Source organism: Paenibacillus sonchi (assembly GCF_016772475.1).
Classification (GTDB): Bacteria; Bacillota; Bacilli; order Paenibacillales; family Paenibacillaceae; genus Paenibacillus_AQ; species Paenibacillus_AQ sonchi.
On sequence record NZ_CP068595.1, the window covers coordinates 6,445,202 to 6,467,963 of the forward strand.

The 22,762-nt window shown below is 49.7% G+C and carries 25 protein-coding genes; 5 read left to right on the plus strand and 20 right to left on the minus strand.

Translation table 11 applies throughout. The annotated features are described in order from the left end of the window. Positions 1-21 precede the first annotated feature (21 nt). From JI735_RS28930 to JI735_RS37085, 5 genes are all read right to left on the minus strand, one after another. A complete protein-coding gene (locus tag JI735_RS28930; RefSeq protein WP_039837743.1) occupies positions 22-1,728 on the minus strand; it encodes a GMC family oxidoreductase N-terminal domain-containing protein in 1,707 nt (568 codons plus the stop codon). A gap of 10 nt (positions 1,729-1,738) precedes the next feature. Next, positions 1,739-2,398 carry a hypothetical protein gene (locus JI735_RS28935; protein ID WP_039837722.1) on the minus strand — a complete coding sequence of 220 codons (660 nt, stop codon included), beginning with the start codon at positions 2,396-2,398 and terminating at the stop codon, positions 1,739-1,741. 270 nt (positions 2,399-2,668) lie between these two features. Next, positions 2,669-3,577, minus strand: coding sequence for a WD40/YVTN/BNR-like repeat-containing protein (locus JI735_RS28940; protein ID WP_039837723.1), 909 nt, complete (start codon positions 3,575-3,577; stop codon positions 2,669-2,671). A gap of 104 nt (positions 3,578-3,681) precedes the next feature. After that, on the minus strand, positions 3,682-4,134 hold the full coding sequence (locus tag JI735_RS28945) for a hypothetical protein (RefSeq protein WP_039837726.1): 453 nt from the start codon (positions 4,132-4,134) through the stop codon (positions 3,682-3,684). Between the two features lie 46 nt (positions 4,135-4,180). Next, positions 4,181-4,315, minus strand: coding sequence for a hypothetical protein (locus tag JI735_RS37085; RefSeq protein ID WP_267919018.1), 135 nt, complete (start codon positions 4,313-4,315; stop codon positions 4,181-4,183). Positions 4,316-4,684: 369 nt separating this feature from the next. On the opposite strand from JI735_RS37085, the gene JI735_RS28950 reads away from it, so the two are divergent. Beyond that, on the plus strand, positions 4,685-5,098 hold the full coding sequence (locus JI735_RS28950; RefSeq protein WP_039837728.1) for a hypothetical protein: 414 nt from the start codon (positions 4,685-4,687) through the stop codon (positions 5,096-5,098). Positions 5,099-5,199: 101 nt separating this feature from the next. On the opposite strand, the gene JI735_RS28955 is transcribed toward JI735_RS28950, so the two are convergent. Both JI735_RS28955 and JI735_RS28960 read right to left on the minus strand, forming a co-directional pair. After that, positions 5,200-5,964 carry an SDR family NAD(P)-dependent oxidoreductase gene (locus tag JI735_RS28955; protein WP_039837730.1) on the minus strand — a complete coding sequence of 255 codons (765 nt, stop codon included), beginning with the start codon at positions 5,962-5,964 and terminating at the stop codon, positions 5,200-5,202. Between the two features lie 189 nt (positions 5,965-6,153). Further along, positions 6,154-6,744, minus strand: coding sequence for an isochorismatase family protein (locus tag JI735_RS28960; RefSeq protein WP_039837732.1), 591 nt, complete (start codon positions 6,742-6,744; stop codon positions 6,154-6,156). A 218-nt stretch (positions 6,745-6,962) separates the two neighbouring features. Between JI735_RS28960 and JI735_RS28965 the strand changes: the two genes are divergently transcribed. After that, positions 6,963-7,358, plus strand: a complete 396-nt coding sequence (locus JI735_RS28965; protein ID WP_039837733.1) for a hypothetical protein — start codon at positions 6,963-6,965, stop codon at positions 7,356-7,358. 73 nt (positions 7,359-7,431) lie between these two features. Here the strand turns inward: JI735_RS28965 and JI735_RS28970 are convergent, their stop codons facing one another. The 3 genes from JI735_RS28970 to JI735_RS28980 form a co-directional block, all read right to left on the minus strand. Then, positions 7,432-8,427: a hypothetical protein gene (locus JI735_RS28970; RefSeq protein WP_051052094.1), complete on the minus strand. Its 996-nt coding sequence runs from the start codon at positions 8,425-8,427 to the stop codon at positions 7,432-7,434. Between the two features lie 269 nt (positions 8,428-8,696). Beyond that, positions 8,697-9,179, minus strand: a complete 483-nt coding sequence (locus JI735_RS28975) for a DinB family protein (protein ID WP_085979306.1) — start codon at positions 9,177-9,179, stop codon at positions 8,697-8,699. Positions 9,180-9,287: 108 nt separating this feature from the next. After that, the gene (locus tag JI735_RS28980) at positions 9,288-10,178 is read right to left on the minus strand and encodes an AraC family transcriptional regulator (protein ID WP_039837735.1); all 891 of its coding nucleotides are present in this window, start codon (positions 10,176-10,178) and stop codon (positions 9,288-9,290) included. A 169-nt stretch (positions 10,179-10,347) separates the two neighbouring features. Here JI735_RS28980 and JI735_RS28985 point away from each other — a divergent pair, with 169 nt between their 5' ends. Then, positions 10,348-10,929: a LysE family translocator gene (locus JI735_RS28985; protein WP_039837736.1), complete on the plus strand. Its 582-nt coding sequence runs from the start codon at positions 10,348-10,350 to the stop codon at positions 10,927-10,929. A 19-nt stretch (positions 10,930-10,948) separates the two neighbouring features. After that, positions 10,949-11,722, plus strand: coding sequence for an AraC family transcriptional regulator (locus tag JI735_RS28990; RefSeq protein WP_039837737.1), 774 nt, complete (start codon positions 10,949-10,951; stop codon positions 11,720-11,722). A 344-nt stretch (positions 11,723-12,066) separates the two neighbouring features. Here the strand turns inward: JI735_RS28990 and JI735_RS28995 are convergent, their stop codons facing one another. From JI735_RS28995 to JI735_RS29030, 8 genes are all read right to left on the minus strand, one after another. Then, positions 12,067-12,627, minus strand: coding sequence for a polymer-forming cytoskeletal protein (locus JI735_RS28995; protein ID WP_039837739.1), 561 nt, complete (start codon positions 12,625-12,627; stop codon positions 12,067-12,069). 205 nt (positions 12,628-12,832) lie between these two features. Continuing rightward, positions 12,833-13,483, minus strand: a complete 651-nt coding sequence (locus JI735_RS29000) for a polysaccharide deacetylase family protein (protein ID WP_233476100.1) — start codon at positions 13,481-13,483, stop codon at positions 12,833-12,835. Beyond that, on the minus strand, positions 13,395-14,150 hold the full coding sequence (locus tag JI735_RS29005; protein WP_325175650.1) for a YkoP family protein: 756 nt from the start codon (positions 14,148-14,150) through the stop codon (positions 13,395-13,397). The genes JI735_RS29000 and JI735_RS29005 overlap by 89 nt, the downstream gene beginning before the upstream one ends. A gap of 109 nt (positions 14,151-14,259) precedes the next feature. Then, on the minus strand, positions 14,260-15,177 hold the full coding sequence (locus tag JI735_RS29010) for an ABC transporter ATP-binding protein (RefSeq protein ID WP_202676669.1): 918 nt from the start codon (positions 15,175-15,177) through the stop codon (positions 14,260-14,262). A 202-nt stretch (positions 15,178-15,379) separates the two neighbouring features. After that, positions 15,380-16,363 (minus strand): amidohydrolase family protein, encoded by a 984-nt coding sequence (locus JI735_RS29015; RefSeq protein ID WP_039837754.1) that lies wholly within the window; start codon positions 16,361-16,363, stop codon positions 15,380-15,382. Next, positions 16,360-16,794, minus strand: a complete 435-nt coding sequence (locus JI735_RS29020) for an alpha/beta hydrolase fold domain-containing protein (protein WP_233476101.1) — start codon at positions 16,792-16,794, stop codon at positions 16,360-16,362. The genes JI735_RS29015 and JI735_RS29020 overlap by 4 nt, the downstream gene beginning before the upstream one ends. Before the next feature lie 17 nt (positions 16,795-16,811). After that, complete coding sequence (locus tag JI735_RS29025) at positions 16,812-17,300, minus strand: MarR family winged helix-turn-helix transcriptional regulator (RefSeq protein ID WP_039837756.1); 489 nt, start codon at positions 17,298-17,300, stop codon at positions 16,812-16,814. A 199-nt stretch (positions 17,301-17,499) separates the two neighbouring features. Next, the gene (locus JI735_RS29030; RefSeq protein ID WP_202676671.1) at positions 17,500-18,045 is read right to left on the minus strand and encodes a TetR/AcrR family transcriptional regulator; all 546 of its coding nucleotides are present in this window, start codon (positions 18,043-18,045) and stop codon (positions 17,500-17,502) included. Positions 18,046-18,186: 141 nt separating this feature from the next. Here JI735_RS29030 and JI735_RS29035 point away from each other — a divergent pair, with 141 nt between their 5' ends. After that, complete coding sequence (locus JI735_RS29035) at positions 18,187-19,014, plus strand: SDR family oxidoreductase (protein ID WP_051052100.1); 828 nt, start codon at positions 18,187-18,189, stop codon at positions 19,012-19,014. Positions 19,015-19,088: 74 nt separating this feature from the next. Here the strand turns inward: JI735_RS29035 and JI735_RS29040 are convergent, their stop codons facing one another. Next, entirely contained in the window at positions 19,089-19,334 is a 246-nt protein-coding gene (locus JI735_RS29040) for a hypothetical protein (protein WP_039837758.1), read from the minus strand. A gap of 232 nt (positions 19,335-19,566) precedes the next feature. Further along, positions 19,567-22,761 carry a tail fiber domain-containing protein gene (locus JI735_RS29045; protein ID WP_202676672.1) on the minus strand — a complete coding sequence of 1,065 codons (3,195 nt, stop codon included), beginning with the start codon at positions 22,759-22,761 and terminating at the stop codon, positions 19,567-19,569. Position 22,762: the final 1 nt, after the last annotated feature.

Below are 22,762 nucleotides of genomic sequence, written 5' to 3' on the forward strand. Positions count from 1 at the left end.
TTATGCCACCGCAATGGGTGGTTAGCTGAAATACTTAGTGACAATCTTCTCTGCCGTCCGGGTAGCCAGCGCTTGTGTCGTGAGAGTAGGGTTAGGGCCGCCGATGCCATTGAAATGCACACTGTTGTCGGCTATGAACAGGCGCCTCACTTGATAAGCCTCACAGTTCGTATCGGTGACATATCCCATCCGCATCGTGCTTTCGAGATGGATCATGGAGCCAAAGGGGGTATCTGAACGGATAATCTTTCTGGCACCGGCTTGCTTCAGCGTTTCCGAAGCGTATCTCGCCAGTTGATCCCTCCTCTTCAGTGTCTTCGGGCTAGGGGTATAATACATGATCGGAATCGGACCGTTCTCGTCTTTCAGGAGTGGATCGACCTGTACCCTGTTACGATAGAGTGTCTCGTCATCCGTAAGGATCAGTATGCTCATCGTCCGGGAATAGTTCATCATCAGCTCTTTGAGCTGAGGACCGACGACACGGCCGTGAATATCCCACGGCGCTCCCGGCTCCGGCGGATTAAGAGCGTCATATCCCGCTTCACTGAACCCATAGGTCAAGAAGGACATTAGCCCCGGGCTTAGGCAAGAGACTTGAAAAATACCGGTTCCCGGAATATCAACCCTGGCCCCCGAAGTATGTCCGGCGTACGGATAGACAGCCGGCAGGCCCATAATGCGCATTAGATCCTTTTCATCGAAAACGCCTGCAACCCAGTCAAAGCAATGATTGGTTAGTCCTCTTCCCACCCATTCATTATAGGGTAATCCCGAATTCAGCCAGAGACGCGGAGATTCGATGCAGCCAGCGGCCATAACAACCGTTCTAGCCGTTAACTCGCCGATTTCTCCCGTCCATGTATCCCGAAACTGCACACCAGTTGCGCGAAGTCCTTCTTTCGGATCTTGCGCCGTCAAGAGCTTGATCACGAAGGAGTTCGGCCGGATTGCAACGTTTCCGGTTTTGAGTGCGAGTGGAACGTAGCTGACAAGGGTACTTCGTTTGGCAATTTTGTCTACCGAAGAACCGGTCGTGCATCCGTTGACGCAGTTTCCCTTCAGGGTGCAGCCTTCCATGTTGGATAATTGCTCGAGCGAGTAACTCTGGTCCATCAGATGTTCGTTGGTTGGCAGAATGGCATTCGGATTCGGGCGGTACCCCGGAGTCGTAACGTTCAACGTCGGAATCAGCGGCCAGCCTGCTTTTTTGGCACCGTAGTAAAATAGCTCTTCTTTGGGCGTTGTAGGCGCGAACTGGACCGGCAGCGTGGCTTCGGCCTTTTCGTAATAAGGAATCAGCTCCCGATAGCTGATCGGCCAAATATTGTCGACCGCAAGGGGGAAAGCGCGCGGTGACTGCGACCAATAAAGCTGGGTCGTTCCCCCTACTCCAGATAGCTGCCAGATTTCACCTTTCTGGCGCATGACCCGGTGCCAAGGTGTACGGCGGCGGTCGGCAGGCCCAAAACGGAATACGCCGGACACCAAATCATTCATATTGTTTTCATATGCATTGAAGATCTTCTTGTATATCCCTACATCCAAATCCTTATAATCGGAGCTCCACTCTCCGCCCCGCTCGCTGTTCGGATTCGCCCATTGTTTGTTTCCGTACCATGGGCCGGCTTCCAATACCAGCACTTTCAATCCTGCTTCTCCAAGCTCCTTCGCCGCAACGGCGCCTCCACCGCCGGACCCAATAACGATTACGTCGGCATCGAACATTGCATCTGCATCATACAATGGTGGATTCCCCTCCCTTGCGTTCGATGGTCAGCATGTAGCCAAGGAGCGCCCTGTAGCCCGGCACAACTCCGGGATATTCCGCCTGCTTCCATGAGACCGGGAAATATTCCAGCCTTCGTTCGGTCGGTGTCCTTAGCCGGGTCGTCCCGTATGCCGACCACTCCGAATAGTTGCCAAACATCGTTTGCCGGTTAAGAAAGTCAATCATATACCGGGTAAACCCCAAATCGTTCCGGTATGGAGGAGGCAAAACTCCAGGATCGATATTCCCTTGCTCCAGCATGGCGAGAACACTAATCCGGTCATTCCGGGATATTGCAGTGAATGGTCCGCTCTCCCAGAGAAGAGGATTAGGAGGATGCTGCAGCTGTCTTGAGGCGGCTAAATGGACGGCACCAACATTAAGCAATCCTGCGGTGGAACAAGACAATGGAATGTCCGTCAAACCAAATCCCAGTACAAGGGAAAGGCTGTGGTCCAGCTCCCAGATCATATACTCGTGAATGCACAAATCAGCTGCTCCTGCAGTCAGCTCTGGCGAATATGTGGCAGACACTGGTGAATCAGGAATAATTGCCTCAACAAGTGCTCTAAATGTTGCAAAGGTATGGGAATCCACTGTTGCAGCATAGATTGCAGACGGATGCATACTAATTCCCCCTTTAGTGACAGGTATGGGTCATTCAACTAAAACCCGCATCACCTATATCTATTCGCCAGGAGGATCTTTCAGACTCGATTCAGCAATCAGCAGCTTAGAACAGCTCAGCTAACGCTTCCAATCCTATAGTTAAACAAAAAACGAGTATCCGCAGGTGATTACCTGTCGGGTACCCGTTTTTATGAACATGTGGTTTTGAAAATGAGAAGGGGCTGTCTCTACTAGTAGAAAAACTACTTTTGGGACAGCCCCTTTACCCTATGGACTCAGGTTTCGCACCAGCTTTTGATACTTCCATGTCTTGCCGTAATTGCTGCTGGTCAAATATATCGTACCCACAACGTTACTCGCGCCATCCTTGCTGAGCTGTACCGGGAACTGTCCCCGTGCACCATCGAATACCGGAGACAGCGGCGTCAGGCTATACTCTTCAAAGCCGCCAGGCAGTTTGAGATGAAGCTTGGTCCAGCTTTTACCTCCATCCTGCGTCCAGCAAACGGCCGGCTGGAAGTCCGTCTCATATCTGAACCCCATAAAACCGATCTTGTCATTTGCAAAGCCTGCTCCGGTTAATACTCTTGCATACACTTCATTGGCGTTTCCCTTCACTTCGCTCCAGGTCTTCCCGCCATCCCTCGTTTTGTAGAGATAATGGTCTTCACTGCCCATCCCTTTGAAGCTGCTGAGTACCATCCAGCCGTCATTTCGGGTAATGAACCCGATGTTTTTGGTGGTGCCTGTGATCTCTTTGGTCACCGGGTAGGTATTCCAGGTCTTCCCCTGATCGTTGGTAATAAGCACCTGAACCGGAATTGCCCTGGAGCCTCCATACACAATGGCTGTTTTATCCGTGGAAATAAAGAACCCTGATCCATCTGCGCTCATACCCGACTCCTCGTCATAACCCGGATTCAAGGTTAGCGGAGCCTTCACCTTGGATTTGCCGTTATTGTATGAAATTATGACATGACCATCCTTATCCTGCGTATACAAATGGCCCGCATTATAGGCAATCACCTGCTCTCCTGCCGAGTTGCGTGTGTAGACAGTGCCAGGTTTGATTTTTGAACCGCTGCCTTCGCTTATGCCGGAGCCCCATATCCCTGCCAAGGCCATCAATACAACTGCTGCAATCCAGTGTGTTTTCAAAAGTAAACCTTTCCGCATCATTTTTCCTCCCAATCTATTCCCATGTCACTGTAAAGATAAACTAAACCATGAAATGTGCAGCTCTTAGTCGGGTCACAGCCGGATTACTATTCTATTAAGTTTTACGCATTTCTTCGATAGTCACTTAGACTGGCGGGAATATGCCCCGCTCCAAGAATAAGGCTGAAGATTAATAAATAGCCGGAGTGCAGGATTACGGAAGCAGACAGAAAATAAAGAACCGGGCTTAACGCCAGAGGTACGGGAATCCCCATAAGCGGTGTAAACAACAGCCTGTATGGTCTTCCATTCCTGAAATATCTGCCCCAACCGTAATAGTAAATGCCCAGCGAAAGCAGCATAACAATCAGTGCAAGGACCTCCAACCCGATCTGCATATGCAGGGAATAAAAAAGCGGAACAATAATCACTCCCATCCGCCCGATGAATTCAGCCCCGGTAAAAAGGCGATTTCTTGTTGTCCTGTCAGGCATGTTCTGAGGTTCAAATTGGAAAAACAGCAGATTGGGCAGCAGAATCAACAGCGGTACCAAAAGACTTACAGGATGAAACAAGGATATCCCCCTAATCCGCATTCGTTATTCTCTCATTCACTTAGGTTCATTTTTCAGGAATATTAAAGAATTCACTATTTTCCCATACCAGTTCCCCTTCTTTTACTAGAGTCATTTTCTCAATATCCTTAGTCGTGGGGTATGTACGCAATACATCGAAACTGGCTTTGTTATTATCCATGCCTTTAAGTCTCTTCTATATTTTTAAAAAGCTGATGCCCGGTTTGCTCCCAAATATCCGGGGGTGTGATGTCGGTCCAATGAGCCGTACCATTTCGGGAAGAGGCTTCATTTATGTTTGCCGTAATCAACTTGCCCGCCTGCTCAGAAGTCAGCTTGTGGGGCAACGCAACAGATACGGATTCAGGCGTCCCGCCTGGGTCACAAGACACTGCCACCCAGCATATGGCCAGCAGCGGTAATGCCTGGACAACCCGGTAATCATGCTCCTTTCGCCTCCTGCACTGTGATTTACCTTATTATAACATTTGTTTGATCATGCTTATGTATTTGGCTATATTAATAATAACGTTGCTATGGGGGGGAGACCATGAAGAAATTCTTTTTTGTTATACTTATAAGCTTCTTATTTCTGAGTGCATGTTCATCTCAACAAGGATATTCTTCTGCATATGAAGCCATCAGTTCAATTGAAGAGAACGTTACTCCAACGGATTCATCTTCGAACATGAACCTTGAAGGCATTCAACCCAGCAGCTACCAACTGCCTAACGAGGAGATAATAAGCGTTTACGAATTTGATTCCACAGAAGAACGAGATGCTGGAAAAAAGCATTTTGATGAGAGCACCCAGCTTTTGAGTTCCCACGCGCCTATTGTTTATCAAGCTGGAAATTACTTAGTTTTTTATTACAGCAGCGTTGCTTCGAAATTCCGTACACCAGAAATAAATGAAACAACATACGGGGCTAAAATAGAAAAAGCTCTCAAAAGCATAGAGTAGGCGGTGGGTAGCCCTTCCACTCTATTCCCATAATAGCAAAAAGAGATGCCCTATAGGCATCCCCGGATTTATTGTTCTGTGCTCATTAGAACGACAATCCCTTACTGATAGATAGGAGCTCCGAATGGAGAAGAGCCTGAACCGCCATCGACACCAATATCCGCTCCGTTGACGTAAGAAGCCGCATCTGATGCCAAAAATACGGCTACCTCAGCAATTTCCTCCGGTTCGCCCAAGCGCTTCAGCGGAACTGAACGGGTGAGTCCTGCTTCTTTGGCGGCCAAACCTTCAGAGTTTCCCCAGATTGGCGTCCTCGTGGCCCCGGGAGAGATTGTATTCACACGAATTCCGCGCGGTGCCAGCTCTGACACCATCACTCTTGCCATGCTGCTGACCGCTCCTTTGCTGGCTGCATAGGCAGATCTGCCCGGACTGCCCCCATTCGCCATGACTGAGCTGTTCAAGATCACGGAAGCCCCCTCCTTCAAGTGAGGAACAGCCGCCTGAACGGTGAAAAATACGCCTGTGACGTTCGTTCTCAGCACCTTCTCGAAAAGGGAGAACTCCGTTCCCCCAACAGGGGTGTAGCCTGAAATCCCGGCATTTGCAAATACCACATCCAGCGCACCAAATCTCTCTACCGCAGCCGCAACCGCCTGTTCCAGACTTGCAGGGTCAGTAGTGTCTGCTTGAACCCCAAGTGCGTTCGCAGCGCCAAGCTCCTCAACTGCCGCATTTAGAGTGTCCTGGTTCCGTCCGGTAATCACTACTTTAGCTCCTTCGTTTACGAATAATTTTGCAGTGGCCAGCCCGATACCGCTATTCCCTCCGGTAATAAAAGCTACTTTCCCGTCCAATTTACCCATTGTCCATTTCTCCTTTTCCGATTCGTTCTCTAGAGCCGATTGAGGTCTTTATGGGAACGATCATTCTATTATCATCAAAAAAAATTGATCTCCTGCTCTCGAAATCATCTTAACATAATGAGAACGATCAGTAAAGAATTATTTTACCGACCGTTCTCATATAAAAGTCTTATCCTCTCCACCAGCGTGTTATGTTAATGAGGCAGCCGCTTCTGCGCTCGTCCGAATCCGTCCAATCCGGGAAAAGATCGTTTTGCAGACAAACTCATGTTCCTCCCGGCTGGAAGCACCCATGGCATCTTCGACAAAAACCTGGTCATAACCCAGTTGATAAGCTTCTCTTGCGGTGGTATCCACACCGATGGAGGTAGATATACCACAAAGTACGATTGTACGAATCCCGCGCCGGCGGAGCTGGAGGTCGAGGTCTGTCCCGAAAAACGCTCCCCATTGATGTTTGGTAAGGGTGTACGTCCCCTGATATTTGGCTAATTCAGGCACAATCTGGTCCCAGCCTTCAGGGTACTGCGGCGGGCTTACTTGCAAATCCGTCTTGGGTTTAAGCATATCTTTCCCGTCAAGTGTAGAGACTCTTACCAGCACCACAAAAGCACCTTTCTCCGTAAAAGCCCTCACCAGATTGTCTGCATTACGGATCACCTGCTCCACCGGATAGGGATGCAGCTCCCGACCAATGCTGGCAATCCCGTTCTGCAAGTCAATCACCACAAGCGCAGTAGTTGCCGCGTTTAATTCTTCAGGCTCTTTTACATTTTCCATTGTCGTTACACGCTCCTTTTCGTCCTCTTTATTTGATCAATAACAGCTTCATGGTTTCCCTCAGGATGACAGGTATTCACATTATATCAGCGTCCGCTGCTCATGATCCAGCAGGCGCCTCCATTCTGGAGCGATAACGAACTGTAATATTTTACAACTATTAATTCACTTATTGAGAATGTTATGTTGACCATATATTTTTATTGAGGTGATATCAGATGACCAAAGAACTCCAAGGCACCTTAAGAGACAGGTTCATGATACATAAAGCGTGTGAAGGACTCCCAGTTAGTCATATCAAATTAGCAGTAAAACCCGGTGAAAAAAGGACTCCCGTAAACAAAATGTTAAAAAGTCTCACCCTGGCAGGATATGAGCGGATTGGGGATATACTGGACATTCAGTATAGTAAAGTTGGCATTATTAATGGACTTGAGCGCAGTGAGTGTAATTTGCTCTTTGGGCTGCTACGGCGAATTTCAAACAATCCCAGTCTTATAATTAATTTAGAAATATTGAGATTATTGGAGGAAGAATATATAACGAAAGAAGAACGAAAAGGGAAAATCGAAGTGATCAAGCACCGGCTGCGTGAGATGGGGATGATTGAATGATAAATAAAATACCCCGCCAATACTGGCAGGGCACAGTGCTTGCGTTATTTTCTTGTTAGAATACTGTGTTAAGCTATTCTGCAGAATATTCGTCCACGCTGAACGTGAGGATCTTATCGAATATCACATATTCTTTGCGACTGGTGAACGGACCTTTGTTATTATTGTGTTTATTTATCGCATAGGATGCCGTTCCTGTACCGGACTGTTTTTTCTCGTACCAATCTATAAAAGAACTCACTTCTTCCATGCTCAGGTCAAATTCTTTCTCAAGACCGGTGTTCATCGTCACAACCAGGATTGCGCGGTGGCCTGTCGGCTGCTCTGGAGTCGGTGACGGGGTTGTGGACGGTGTAGCCGTAGGCTCAACGGTTGGTTCGGTAGTCGGCGCAGATGTCGGTTCCGGTGTAGCCGTAGGCTCAACAGTTGGTTCGGTAGTCGGAGCAGATGTCGGTTCCGGTGTAGCCGTAGGCTCAACGGTTGGTTCTGGCGTTGGTGTCGCTGTTGGATCGATAGTTGGTTCAGGTGTCGCAGAAGGCTCTGGGGCTTTTGTAGGCTCTGGAATTAATGCTCCACTATCACTTATATCAAATGCACTTAAAACAAAATCTTGAGAAGTCTCCTTTTGATAGGTTATTGTTACTTGGTGATCCGTATTATCTAATCCAGTCTTTTCAAATAATAAAGTATCTGTTTGAGCTTTTCCATAGGCAGAGTAAAAATATGTAGCATCATCAATCTGTATTTTCATAGTTTTAGACTTATTTAAATTCCTTGATCCAAGAACTCTCAGTTTATTACCCTTAAACCAGAAAGACGACGATGATCCATCAATTAATGTGGCGTGTGCCGATCCTGTACTGTACTCTTTATTGGTATACTGTATCCATGTCCCTTTATAAGTAATTAGGGGATTAGAATCAATTATTCGCTTCCATCCGGTCTCAGGCTTTTTTAATTGGCTACTACCAACAGTAGCAGCAAATGTATTTTTTTGAATTCCAAAAAATGATATAGCTATAATTAAAATAAGACCACTCAACCCTAATCTTCTCTTCCAACTCTTCACAAACCTTCATCTCCTTCAATATGTATGCATCAAGCCTACACTAAATAAAGGCGAACAAACAGTCTGTTTCTCGACAGAAATTTACATTACACTTAAGGGTTATTGAGGAAATATGTGGATTTAAATCGAGGATATGAACTCCATATCACGGTTAAGGAAAGTTTTCCTGAGTGGTAGAGTGTATATTTTTTTCAAGTATTATTATGATATGTACCAGTATAAAAAGAGCACCTCGTAAAATCGAGATGCTCTTTCATGTATCTCTTATTCTATCGACCACTCCGCTTCCAGCTCTTTTGCAGCTTGCGTATAAATACGATCTGCCCGATATGGTAAGCATTGTGGGTGGTCACATTCCCGACGATTTCCCACCACTGGCTGCCGGGGAATTCGCGTACATCTTCTGCCAGCTGCGCTTCGGTTAACAGGCTCTGCCAATCCAACAGCACCGCCAGCAACCGGGTTTGAAGCTGCTCAAATGAAAGATCCGGGGGAACCGCAAACGTATGGTTGTTGCTCTCCACAGATGGCACGGCATGAACACTGGCCTCCCGGTACCGGGTCTGCCAGGTCTGATTCCAGTACAGCAGATGCTGGACCAGCTCGGCAATGCTGTTGCTGTCTTCATCCGCCTTCCATGCAGCCTCTTCTTCACTTAAACCCTGCACGGATGCTGTGAAGGTCACATACCAGCTGGGGTCATTTGCGTTCGCGAGCAACTGGTTGCTCAATACTTCCTTGGCTTGAACCAATCCCATAACACCTCACTCTTGCTGTTGATGATTACAATCTAACCATACCATACTGAGCTTGAGGGCTGGAGCCAAAGAATGTTTTTAGTTAAAGAATACCGCCAATGGTTAGATACCTGAATTCAGGCCCGAAGCTTGAACAGGTATCCATATTTCACTTCTGTACGTGGGCGAGGCCGTGTCCTGGCTCTCATTCCATAATATTTCCGGCCCCTCCACTAGCTCGTAGCTGGAAGAAGGGAACCATTCGGAGTAAATCCGGCCCCAAATATTCTGGAGAGTATCCGGAAAAGGCCCGACGGCTTCAAATACAGCCCATGTAGAAGCGGCAACCTCAAGCTGCGCATAAGGCTCCGGACCTTCCAGTGTTGTAGCAACCCCGATGTAATGATCCAGCTCCCCTTTTTCTTCCATACGGCCCTCGGAGAAATTGACCGATGCGCTGATGATCCCCGCCGGATCGGTATTCGACAGCTGCTTCAGCTCGGTGATCATCTGCAGGTTCAGGCTTTGCGCCATGGCGGCAATCTCCGGGTTCACACCGCTGAATTGAATGGGAACCCTTTTCTTCAGCCCGACAATACGAAACGCCTTTTTTTCCTCGATACGGTAATTCATTTCACTGCCTCCTCTTATGGTCAACTGAAAAGTCATCCGGGGGAAGGACTTCAGAGAGGGACTGCCCGCTCGCGCTTCAGAGGGAGTCACTCCATGAAAAAGCTGGAACGCCTTCGTGAACGCATCCGGTGAACTGTATCCGACATGCACCGCCACGTCGATGATCCGCAGCTGGCTTTGCTGCAGCTCGAATGCGGCAATCGTAAGGCGTCTGCGGCGGATATACTCCGAGAGCGGCACCCCGGCAAGGAATGAAAACATCCGCTTGAAATGATATTCGGAGCATAATGCCCGCCTTGTCACCTCTTTAAAATCAATCTCTTCTGTGAGATGATCTTCAATGTAGGATAATGCATCGTTCATGTTCTCAAGTACGTTCATGCTGTTGAATCCTCCCCTCGAACCTAGAATAACAGCCTTTCAGGACCCGGTTCCGACAGTTCGTGCACAGATTTGACGGGTGCTTCCTTTATTGGACGCTGCAATAATATACTATAGCCATTCCGCAACAGGGTGTATATTCATGTGACTACTTGTATAGGGGGTCATTATGAACATCGCATCCTTCATTATTTACTGTATTGTGGTTACATTCACACCCGGGCCTACCAATATAGTTATTTTATCATCTGTGCAGCATCACGGTGCCAAAAAAACCATGGAATACGTCTGGGGAGCAACGATCGCCTTTGGTCTGCTGCTTGCCGCTTCTGCCTTGCTTAATCATGTGCTTGCCGGCATAATACCGGATATACTGGTCATCATGCAGATTGTCGGCAGTCTGTATATGCTCTACCTGGCCTATCAAATCTATCGGATGGGGCGTGCGGAAGCCGCACCTGTGCAGACTGCTAATTTTGCCTCAGGCCTGCTTATGCAGCTAATCAACCCGAAGGTGCTGCTGTTCACCTTAACCGTTATTCCCAGCTATGTCCTGCCTTATTATCCTTCGGCTTCGGCTTCATTTCTGTTTGTGGTGATGATTACAGTTATCGGATTTCTGGCGTTTGTAACCTGGGTGGTTTGCGGCGCTGTCTTCAAAAATTTGCTGCAGCAGCATCACCGGTTGTTCAATACCCTGATGGCACTGTTTCTCGTGTATTCCGCAGTGATGGTGTCAGGGATTCTATAAAGCCTTGGAGGTGAGTTCCGTGGAGAAATTCAACTATGCCAAATCGGCAGATATCCTGTCCTTGTCAGCAAGCTTTACCGATTTCACTTACAAAAAGCATTGCCATGAGGAGTATGCCGTCGGAGTAACCCTGCGCGGGATTCAGCAGTATAACCTGGAGGGCAGCTTTCAGGCTTCCCATAAAAATGGCGTCATGCTGTTCAACCGTGAACAGTATCATGACGGCAGCTCCTATGACAGGGAGGGCATTGATTATGTAATGCTGTACATCAAACCGGACCTGTTCGCTGAGATTCTCGGGGGTCAGGAATTGCGCTTCAACTCCCCAATTGTCTACGATGCCGATTTGGCTTCCTGCATCCTAAGCTTGAACCAATCGATCCGCAACGGCACAGATGATGCTTGGTCCAGTGAGCTGCTGTTCAGGCTGGGAGGACTTCTGTCGAAGACGGAGATCGCCGCACCGAGGAGGAAGAACAATGCTTTTGTGCAAAAAGCGAAAGAAATGATGAACTCCCACATGGATCAAGTGCTGAAGCTCGATGACCTTTGTCAAGAATTTGGCCTGTCCAAATATCAGTTTATCCGTGAGTTCAAAAGCCATGCCGGCATCTCCCCTTATCAATTTTTTCTGAACTGCAAGGTGGAGCGTGCCAAACAGGCTATTGAACATTCAAGAGATATATATGCAGCTGTGGCGGATTACGGCTTTGCCGATCTGACCCATCTCAACCGTCATTTCAAAAGCATGTTCGGAATCACGGCTTATGAATATATGTCGCAGCTTAGTTAGCCCTCTTGTTACCCGGATACCCAAGCCCTACTTCCGTGGGTTTACAGGCATCAACTCCATTTCTTCCGTACCACCATCCCATTCCACGTGCATGTTCACCACAGAATTCTGGTCGGCGATGGACCCGTTCCCCCGGAGGAACCCAGATTATATATAGGGGATGGCGACTGGGCATCTGACAGGGTTCCGCTCCCGTTATGACCGCCTTCTGTAGTATACTTATATTTCATTTCACCTGAGGGTCCCTTTTATACAAAAAAAGCCTGCAGATTTGAACCCTAATCGGGTACGGTCTACAGGCATTTTTTAGAAGATGAAATGATAGCTGTTGTTCAGAACCTGAATTATTTAACGGCTGTTTCGCCGGTTACTTTACCTTCGAGGACAGCACTTGTTTTCAGATCATCGCTCTTAAAGTAGAGGTTGCCGTCGATTGTTGCGGTTTTGTCGAGCGTAAAGCCTTTGGCTTCTACATAAACGTCACCTTTGATTGTTCCGCCCTGCACTTTGAAGTTTTCACTCTGAACAGTCACCTTAGGGGCAGTCAGTGTGTAGCTGGCAGTGATTTTGTGATCTGCATCCTGAGCATACAGAGCCAGTTTGCGGTAGATGGCATTTTCTGCTTTGCCTTTGTCATGGAATTCCCCGGCGACAACCACATCGGTGTCTACGGTGAGGTCATTCAGAATCGCTACGATCCAGTTGCCTTCAGCACTTACTGCTTTGGTAAAAGCATCCGCTTGGTTTACGATGGACGCTGTGCTTTGTGCATCTGTAGTTTCAGCCGCCGCACTTGCAGACGGTGCTGCGCTTGCCGCTTCATTGGCTTTATCCTTATTATTTCCACAACCCGACAGCAACGCTGCCGCCACACCTGCAACAATCAATCCTTTTACTAGCTTCACAACAATTCCCCCTGTTTTTTGGTATATTCATATTATATATTAAAATTTTAATAATAACAACGTGATAAATTTCACAAATTTGTGTCTATCATTTTTTTATTATGCAAATTCAATATATTTGGCAGTGAAGTCGCTTTTATGCAAAAATTATGAAATCCTACGCAGCGAATGATCTTATTCATCCAAACGGAACACTTGTCCCAGGTTAAGCCATTTCGTCCACCCGGACACATTTCAGGTTTCTGGCCTTCAGCTGGTTCAGCACTTCCTCCAGAGCCTGCAGCATATAATGAGGAGCATTTCCGTCCGCCCCCAGCGTATCTCCGCTGTCATGCAGCACAATAATAGACCCGTCCCGGATACGGTTTAACAGTGTTGAGCGGAGGGAAGTCTGACATTTCTTCCGGCTCCAGTCATGTGCCATCAGCGACCACAGCACAATCCGGTACTGCTTCAGGCGAAAGAAGTCGAACATATTGATCAATCCCCAAGGCGGACGGTAATAATCAGGCCGGGTCCCGATGATTGACTCCACAATATCTGCAGTCCGCTTCAGATGCCCCCTGCGGATGGTGCCGGGCAGCATGAGCCAGTTGGAGGTATGTATATAATTATGAATGCCAATCTGATGCCCTTCCCGGTCCATTCTCCTGATCAGCTCAGGATATCGTTCCGCTTGCGAACCAAGGACGAAAAAGGTGGCTTTTACTTTATGCTGTGCCAGAAGATCCAGCAATCTGGGGGTATATTCCGGATGCGGCCCATCATCAAAGGTGAAAGCCACCTCCCTGGGAGACGTCCCCCGGCGCATGACGCCATACCCCGCCAGCCGTGTAATCAGACTGGGGAGTAACATATATAGAATAAAGATGCTGATGATTCCAATAGTCAGATGTGAGAGCATAGTTCCTCCTTAAAGCGGATATGTATTTATCCCGGCAGCTTCTGTCCGGGGAAAAACGGTCTTTCAGTGAAGCGCGCGAATGGATCAGCAGCATCGGGACGAGCTGATCGGTGCGTTGGCCGATTCTGTTTTTCCCCTCCGGGTGCAATGCTGACAACAGCAGGCGGAGATAGATCGTGGTCATCCGTCTGAACAATCCCGGCTGCATCGCCTGCTGCTCAAAGCCCAGACCATGCGTGATTCCCCGGTGCAGCAGCGTAATCCCCAGGAGCGCCTTGACCTGCTTGAACTCTGACTGCGATTCGAAGGCTTCATTGATCTGGCGCATGGATTGCCGCAGCATTCTTGCCGTCCGCAGTGCAGCCCGGTCCGAACCTTCGGACTTTATCAGCTTCAGAATACTTCCGTTATCAAGGTGCAGCTCTCCTACCCATTCCCCGTCATGAATCACTGTAGAGTCCTGGCATATAATAGCTTTCCCTCTGTGTTTTTTGAGCATTACGCTGCAAATCCCAAAACGGGAGGTACCGGCTCCGCGAAAATGTGAGCCCAGCGCAAACACCTTTTCCCAGGCCATCCAGAGGGACTGCACCATACTTTTTCCGATTTTTAGTTCCACTTCATTCATCCTTCCTATAACAACTAATATATTTTATTTTCAATATTCACCTTTCCTCTGTTTGACGCTTACGGATGATTATTCACTGCCTGAAAATTAAAAAATGAAATTAAGCAATGCCTCCCCACCCCATCAGTTCCACAAAATGATCTTCCAGCGAATGATTTTTTTTACTCAGGCTTTCCAGCTCCACATCCGCTTCTATCAGGGCTTTATTCAGTTCAAGCTGCTGCACGGCATCGTAAATGCGGATCGTCCGGGGGTTCAGCATCTTGAAGTTGGTGAGGCCCAGCTTGTGCTCCAGCACATACACCGCTTTGCCGCTCTCTCCGGTAATCAGCTCGATGTATGGCGTGTTCCGGCTGCGGATTCTGTCCATCGCCACTTCCTCCAGCAAAATTCCCTCAAAGATCACGCCGATGGTGTCGGCAACCTGTTCAACCTCCCCCAGAAGGTGGCTGGAGATCAGCAGCGTCATTCCATATTCCCGGCTCAGCATGCGGAACACTTCACGCATTTCCTTGATGCCCATGGGGTCCAGCCCGTTGATCGGCTCATCCAGAATAAGCAGCTCCGGCTTGGTCATTAGCGCCCGGGCAATGCCCAGCCGCTGCTTCATCCCCAGGGAGAACTGCTTGACCGGCTTTTTGTCCACATCCTTCAGCTTGACCAGCTCCAGTGCTTCTTCCATGGCCTTCACATTGTAGTACCCCATGTACTCCCCGTGCAGCTGGAGATTTTCTCTCGCCGTCAGCTTGTCGTAGAACACCGGATTTTCAATAATACAGCCCATGCGCTTCAGCAATTCATAGGAATGGTCTGTCATGCTCACTCCAAAAAATTCGATAAACCCCTCTGTCGGCTTCACCAGATTGGTGATCATTTTCATTACCGTGGTTTTACCCGCTCCGTTCGGTCCCAGGAACCCGTAAATTTCGCCTTGCTTAATATTCATGTTCACGCCGCTAACAACCTCTTTGCCTTGATACTCCTTGGTTAGCTCCCATGTCCGCAATATGGTTGTCATTCCCGATATCCCCTTTGGCTTCTTCGTTTGTCTTCCTGGCTCTTATTGTACACAGCAGAATTTTCTTTTTTATTACCTGAACCTTACATAATTCTTAAGCTGGAGAGATGACATTGCCAAATTCCCATACAATAAAAAAACGCCTTGATCCTATGATCAAAGCGGATACATGCAAAACAAGCCGGAATCTCAGAAGAAGCCGTTACAGCTCTGGAAACAAACGCAACGCATTCTCACCATAGATTTGACAGCGCGCTTCATCCGTCAGCAAACCAGTCCCCTCCAGACCGTCCGCTAAAGATTTGCAGGCATCAGCCGGGGTATACGGATAGTCGCTGCCATACAAGAGATGGTCCGTCCCAATCAATTGCAGCAGGTTGCCCAGCTGTCTGGGCAGACAAGCGCCGGCAAGGTCATAATAAAGTCCTTTTAGTGAGGCGTAGATATCCAACCCGGCATCCTCCGTGTGCTCACCGAATATCGAAGGCATCATATGCAGCGCCGGTGCAATCCGGTCGGCAAGTACCGGCAGGAACGCACCGGCATGCGGGATAATGTAAGTGATGTCGGGAAAGCGGCTTAAGGTCCCTGTGAAGATAAGGTTCATTACTGTGCGGGTCGTATCGAAGAAAAACTCCATCATCGGGGCAGGCAATCTTTCCAGAACATGCTCCGGGACAAGCGTGGGTCTATTGGGATGAAGTGCGACAATGGCTTTACGTGTGTTCAGCTCGTCAAAGATATCATGCAGGCAGGGATTGCCCAGATATACTCCCAGCGCATGGGTAGGCAGTGTAAAACCGTCAGCATGCAGCACATCCATAGCGTATTTAATCTCTGCAATGGAATCGGAAATCTCCGGCACAGGCAATGAGGCCAGCAAGCCAAACTTCCCGGGATATTTCCGCACAAGCTCCGCACCGTCCTCGTTTACCCTCCGGGCCAATTCTCTGGCAGCTTCTCTGTCTCCCCAATGAATATGGGGAGAAGACAAAGACAATAGCGAGACCGCAATCCCCAATTGCTCCATCGCCTCCAAATGAAGGTCCGCATTCCAGACGGGAGTTGGAAACCCATCGGGATTGGGTCCGGTATGTTTCAGCAATGCCTCTCTGTAGGCTGAAGGCAGATAATGGCTGTGAAGATCGATTTTACTTGCACGCAATTCCTGGATACCAGCCATCATTGCAGCTCCTTCCCGAATGCTTCCGCCAGCATCGCACAGACCAGCGCCAGGGCATCCTGCGCTTCCTCCAAAGTCTCCTGCATGTTAAAAAAACCATGAATGACCCCGTTGTATCTTTTTAAGCAAACATCAACTCCTGCCGCAATGAGCCGCTGCGCATACATCTCCCCTTCATCTCTCAACGGATCATATTCTGAGGTAATCACGCAAGCGGGAGGAAGCTCTCCAAGATACTCAGCAAGCAGCGGTGAAGCCAGAGGGCTCCGGGCCTCGCTTGCTTCATTCAAGTACCGGGACACAAACCATTCGATGCCTTTGGTGGTCAGTCTATAGCCTTCCGCATTCTCCACGCGCGATTTAGGTTCTGTGACTCCCGGCAAATCCAGCATTGCGTTAATGATGACCTGATACACAAGCTTGAATTTGTGCAAAATCAGTCTCCAGCAATTTATTCAGTTTCGGGTTCAATGGCATACTTATGGCCTTCTTCCTTGGATTGTTGACAGTCACTTAGGTCTGCCCGCATGGATTGCTCCGCCATCCTCTTCAGCCCCTTAAAGACCTGGTCCTTTGCCTCTTCATCCATTCCTCCGGTTGTAACCTTCTCCCATGCTTCCAGACGGTTGAAGAAATACGCTTGAAATTCTGTTCCTTTATCCGTAACAAAAAGTTTCTTGGCTCTTCTATCCTCATTTTTCGTCTCCCGCCTGATCACCCCCTTCTTCTCAAGAGATTGAAGCGATCTAGCCGTTGCCGCCTTATCAATAAACAACAGGGCGGACAGTTCTTCCTGGGTGATACCCTCATTGCCGTAAATGTTCATCAGAAGGATACACTCCGAGAAGCTGATATCCAGAGTGCTGCCAATAGCCGCAATATACGTCTGAGTTTGCCTGTGGAGTATTCCTACATTTCTTGCGAGTGTTAAAAGCTCCATTTTACCGCCTCCATGGTTGATCCAGTCAACTATGTTATACTCCGATAAGTTGATTCAGTCAACTTATTTTTATGAATATTATTCCAGATAAATAGAGGCGGTTATCCTGTACTGGTGAAGGGAATTCACTTCTGTGGCTGTTCCGGCTTACGGTTCAGCGCGGTCAGCAGCGGGCCGTCGCGGACGAGGCGGGTTAAGATCAGCGCCACCTGCTCCGGGGGAGTGTTCTCCCCGATTCAAACCAGTGCCGGATGACCCCAAAATGCGCTGAGCTGAAATATGCGACAATATATTCGTCCGGGACCGCCAAGGCGTCCGGATTCATGGCCTGCCGGGGAAGCTTCTCATACATGCGGCTGTGAATCAGTGTTCTTAGTCTTTTTCCAAATGAGATGCCTTCCTGGGCGAAAAAAATAGCAAAAAACCGGTGCCGCCCGTTCATAAAGCGGATAAATTCCACAATCGAGGGAAAAGGCTCTTCTACACTTCCGCTGCCAAGCAGCTGTTCAGGTATGCTCCGGGCTGGCAGAGCGTTCATCTCTTCAATAATCTGATCCTCCATCTTCTCCATCAGATCATAAATATCCTGATAATGCAGATAGAAGGTGCCGCGGTTAATCCCTGCCTTAGAGGTCAGACTTCTAACATTCACACTTTCCAGCCCTTTCTCCTCAACAAGTGACAGAAACGCTTCATCAATCAGCTTCTTCGTGCGGATCACCCGCAGATCAGCGGCTTTTTCCATAAAAGCCCCTCCATTTCTCCACTACAACCTTAATGAACACTATTCAAAATAGTGATTATTGTAAGTGTATTTTACCCTGATTATAATAAACACATGGTTCATAAATCAACACATTGTTCATAACATAAAGGAGGAAACAGCATGTTAAATCATAAAACAGCCGTCATTACCGGGGCATCCAGCGGCATTGGACGCGCCATCGCCACCCGGCTTGCAGCACAAGGTGTGCATGTCTTCATCACTGGAAGAAGCCGGGAACAACTGGAAGAGGTGAAGTCGCAAATCGAAGTGGCAGGCGGGCAAGCCACCTGCAGCGCATTTGATCTCCGGGATACCGGCAGGCTGCAGGATTTTATCCGCCAAACCCGGACGCAGACCGGTCATTTGGATATCATGGTCAACAATGCCGGCCTGCATATCCATGGGAATATTGTCGATACGAAGGTGGAGGACTGGCGGGAGATGATCGATGTCAATATCTTGGCACTTCTGGCCGGCTCGCAGGCAGCTGTCCAGGCCATGCGGCTGAATGAAGGCGGCGCCCCAGGCCATATTATTAATATTTCCTCAGGCAACGCCTACGAACCGGGAAGGGATTTCTACAGCGCCACCAAACATATGGTGAATGCAATCGGACAAGCCTTGACACGTGAGCTGGCCCAAGAGCCGATTCAGATAACAACGATTCTTCCCGGTGCTGTAGCCACCAACTTTGGACGGAACCTTGAACCGGAGGCAGTTGTACAGCTAGCCCGCAAGCTGGGGATGGAGGTCGAATACAAGCAGGGGGACCACCTGCCGGAAGAGCTGATTGCACGGATTAGCGGGGCCATGGGCCAGACCTTTTTGAGCGGCGATGATATAGCAAGAGCTGTAGTCTACGCGCTGCAGCAGCCGCAGAATGTAGTGGTCCGTGAGCTGTATCTGACTGCGCCGAACGTGTATCTCGGCAACGATTTCTCTATGTAGATTGCAGCATAAAAAAGCCGTCTATCCCATTAGATCGCGGGTTAGGCGGCTTTGTTGTTTTCGGATTTCAAGTCTTATTGCTCTTTGCTCTTGATCTCAAAGCTGCGGACCTTCATCCATTTCCCGGCCACGAATTCGTCAACGGTCCCGGTTCTGGTTCTGACGCAGAATCGATGCTGGGTCTTTTTGTCAAAACCTGTGGCTTCATAGAGCAAATCATCGCCTGCCTGACCCTTATAATAGACCTGCTTCAGGCCAAGCCTGCTCAGCAGCTCCAGCTTTACACTCTCAATATAGGTGCGCGAATACTCTTTTGACATCCCTGTTCCTCCTGCGGCGTTCATCTACTGACCATTCTACACTTCAACTTTGCAAAATGGCAGTCCAGGGCTGATTAGCTGGTGAGAATATTATGAGAAGCCTGCCTGTGCATAATTCAAAGGTATTTTTCGCTCAGTAGGCTGCGTGTTTACTAATTATAAAAAAACAAAGCAGCCCCACAGCACTATGGCTGAAGGAGCTGCTTAATCTGTTCTTACAAGCGCCTATCGGTTATGCGCCTGCGAGGGCTTTTACCTGAACCTGAAGTTCATTAACCTGCTTCCGCATATCCTGGGCTTCCTTCTGCTGCTTCTGCACAACGGTAGTCAGCACAGCGATGATATCCATCAGAACAACGGACTTGTGATCCGTGGTCGAGAAGATTTGCGGAACGTCCTCGGCGATGAAGCCGATATTCTGTTTCTTGGCATTTTCCGCTTTGTAGTTGAAGGTAACAGGCTTCAGCTTGTTCAGCAGCTCCAGGGCTTTTTTCACCGGAAGGCTGGCGATGTTCTCCTTGAAGGTTCTGGAAGAGGTCTGGGCGAAATTGGTCGCCCGCAGGTTGCCGTTCACATCCAGCTTGTAATCGTCGGTTGGGGTTTTGCCGATCCCTACATTGCTGCTGGAGTCCACGGTCACCGCGCCCGCTACCTGAATCAGCTCATCATAAACGTGATCCTTGCAGACTAAGGTCTGCAAATCGCCTTCGATTCCGGCTTGCCATACATTATTAGCTGCGTTCCAGGCGATCCGGGCCTTTTTGTCCGTTCCGCGGCCGACTTCAATGCCTTGGCTAACCGCCAGACTGCCGCTGATGACAGCATCCTTGGCGGTCAGTTTATTGCTAACCGCAGCGTCTTTCGCTGTCAGCGTGGCGGACACTGTTGCATTTGGAACCGTCAATGTTCCACTTAGAGATGCATCCTTCACGGTCAGCACTCCGGTTAGTGCTGCGTCCTTTGCTGTCAAGGTACCGCTTACTGCCGCGTCGGCCACCGTCAGCTTCCCGGACACTGCCGCATTGCCGTTGACATCCAGCTTGGCAGCCGGTGTGGCGGTGCCAATCCCGAGATTGCCGGAAGCGATCTTCAGCACAGCGCTCAGGTCTGAAAGCTCCTGGTGTGTATGGCCGCTGTACGAAAGCTGCTTCAGGCTGCCTGCTACGCCAACCTGCCACTCATCCAGCGCTTCATTCCACAGAATTTGTGCTTTCGGATCGGTTCCCCTCTCCACGGCAATGCCCTGGCTGAGGGTAAGGCTGCCGCTGACCGTTGCGTCTTTGGCAGTCAAGGTACCGCTGATGGCTGTGTCAACAACGGTCAGTTTACCTGAGACAACCGCATTGCCGTTCACATCCAGCTTGGCGGTTGGCGCTGCGGTGCCAATCCCGAGATTCCCGGAGGCTATCTTCAGCACACCGGTCAGAGCCGTCAGCTCCGGATGGGTGTGGCCGCTGTACGAAAGCTGCTTCATACTTCCGGCTACCCCAGCCTGCCAGGCATCTGTGGATTCGTCCCAGAGAAGCTGCGCTTTCGGGTCGGCTCCCCTGTCCACGGCAATGCCCTGGCCGAGGGTAAGGCTGCCGCTGATGGCTGCATCCTTCGCGGTCAATACACCGCTGACCGTTGCATCCTTCGCCGTCAATGCATTGCTGACCGTTGCCTCCTTCGCGGTCAATACACCGCTGACTGCGGCATCTTTCGCCGTAAATGTGCCGTTGACTGCGGCGTCTTTAAATGCTGCCGTACCGCTCAGATTCGCATCCTTAGCAGTCAGTGTTCCCGTAACTGCGGCATCCTTGGCCGTTAATGTCCCGCTGGCAGCGGCGTCTACAGCGGTCAGCTTGCCGGAAACGGCCACATTGCCGTTGACATCCAGCTTGGCGGCCGGCGCCGGGGTGCCGATCCCGACATTTCCGGAAACTACGGTAAATGCGCCGGACAATTCGGCGAACTCCGGATGGGTATGGCCTTTGAACTCGATAGCCTTCAGGGCATTCGGGACACCGGCCTGCCATTCATCGGCAGTTTCATCCCAGATCAGTTGGGCCGGGAGCGCGGTCCCGCCGCGGAATACCTCCAGCCCGGCATTTTTGACAACCGGCGTTGCTTGGGGTGCATACTTATTCACTCTAATAATGTTGTCTTCAACTTCCAGGGTAGCTGCATTGATCATCACTGTATCGCCGTTCACAGTCAGATTGCCTGTTACGGTCAGATCCTTGGAGATGACGGCATTAACCGCTGTGAGGGTTCCCGCAACCGCTGTGTCGCCCTGCACATCGAGCTTTGATTTCGGATCATAGGTCCCGATACCGACATTTCCTGCTCCGGTTACGCTGAAAGCCGTGAGCCCCCCCTTAATCTTGACATCCATAAGTGCCAGCGGGGTATTGGTTCCGATCCCTACTCTGCCTTCCGAATCCGCGAACAGGGCAATGGTATCACCAAGCGCGTTGTAGAGCTTGTTCTGGCCGCCTTTGCCCGTGCCGAATTCCGAGAGCGTAACTCCGTCGCCATAGAACCAGGCCTTCTGCACGTTATTCCAGACGATCCGCGCATTCGGCAGTTCCTTGCCGCTGCTGTCCAGCCCGCGCGGAGCCTCGAAGCCGCCCGCAACAACATTGCCGGCCACGACTGCATTTTTGCTTACCGCAAGATCTGCCGCATGAATCGCCTTATTAAATGCAGCGTCTCCTTCGAATGTCGCTTCGCCATGGGCAGTGACCTTGCCCGAAAACGTTGCTGCTCCGGCGATTTCCGCCTCTGTCCGGAAAACAGCCTTGCCGGCCACATCCAGAACTTCAGTAGGATTATCTGTGCCCACACCCACTTTGCCGCTGCGGGTCAGGCTAAGTACAGTTTTGCCTGCGGTTCCCAGCTTCCAGCGGTCCTTTGCCCATTTGATCTGTGCACTCGTCTCCGTTCCCTGGAGTACTTCAAGACCATCACCAACGGTCACCGTTCCGGCAATAGCTGCACTGGCAGCGGTCACCGCACCAAGGACACTGGCGTTGGCAGCCTTCAGTCCACCGGATACATTGACATTACCTGATGTATCAACAACCATTGCAGCAGGTTCTGTAGGCGTTGCAAGCTGCCACTCATCCTTAGTCTCGTCCCAGGAAATCTTGGCAGCAGGCTGGTTGGGTCCCCGGTAGATTTCCAATCCGCCGCCGGAAAGTGAAGAGACCTCACCGCCATCCTTATTGATCGTGACCCATGGACTGCCGATGTCCAACTCGTCCGTAGTGATGCTGGCAGAAGTCCCCCGGACTTCCAGATCTCCGGCCACTGTAAGATTGCTGCCGACGGTCAGATCATGATGGACATCCACATCCCCCTCGGCACTGGCGCTTAGTGCCAGTATATCGGTCTGCGGATTGTAGATCTGGCTGTGGGTGTGCAGGGAATCCGCACTCGCCATT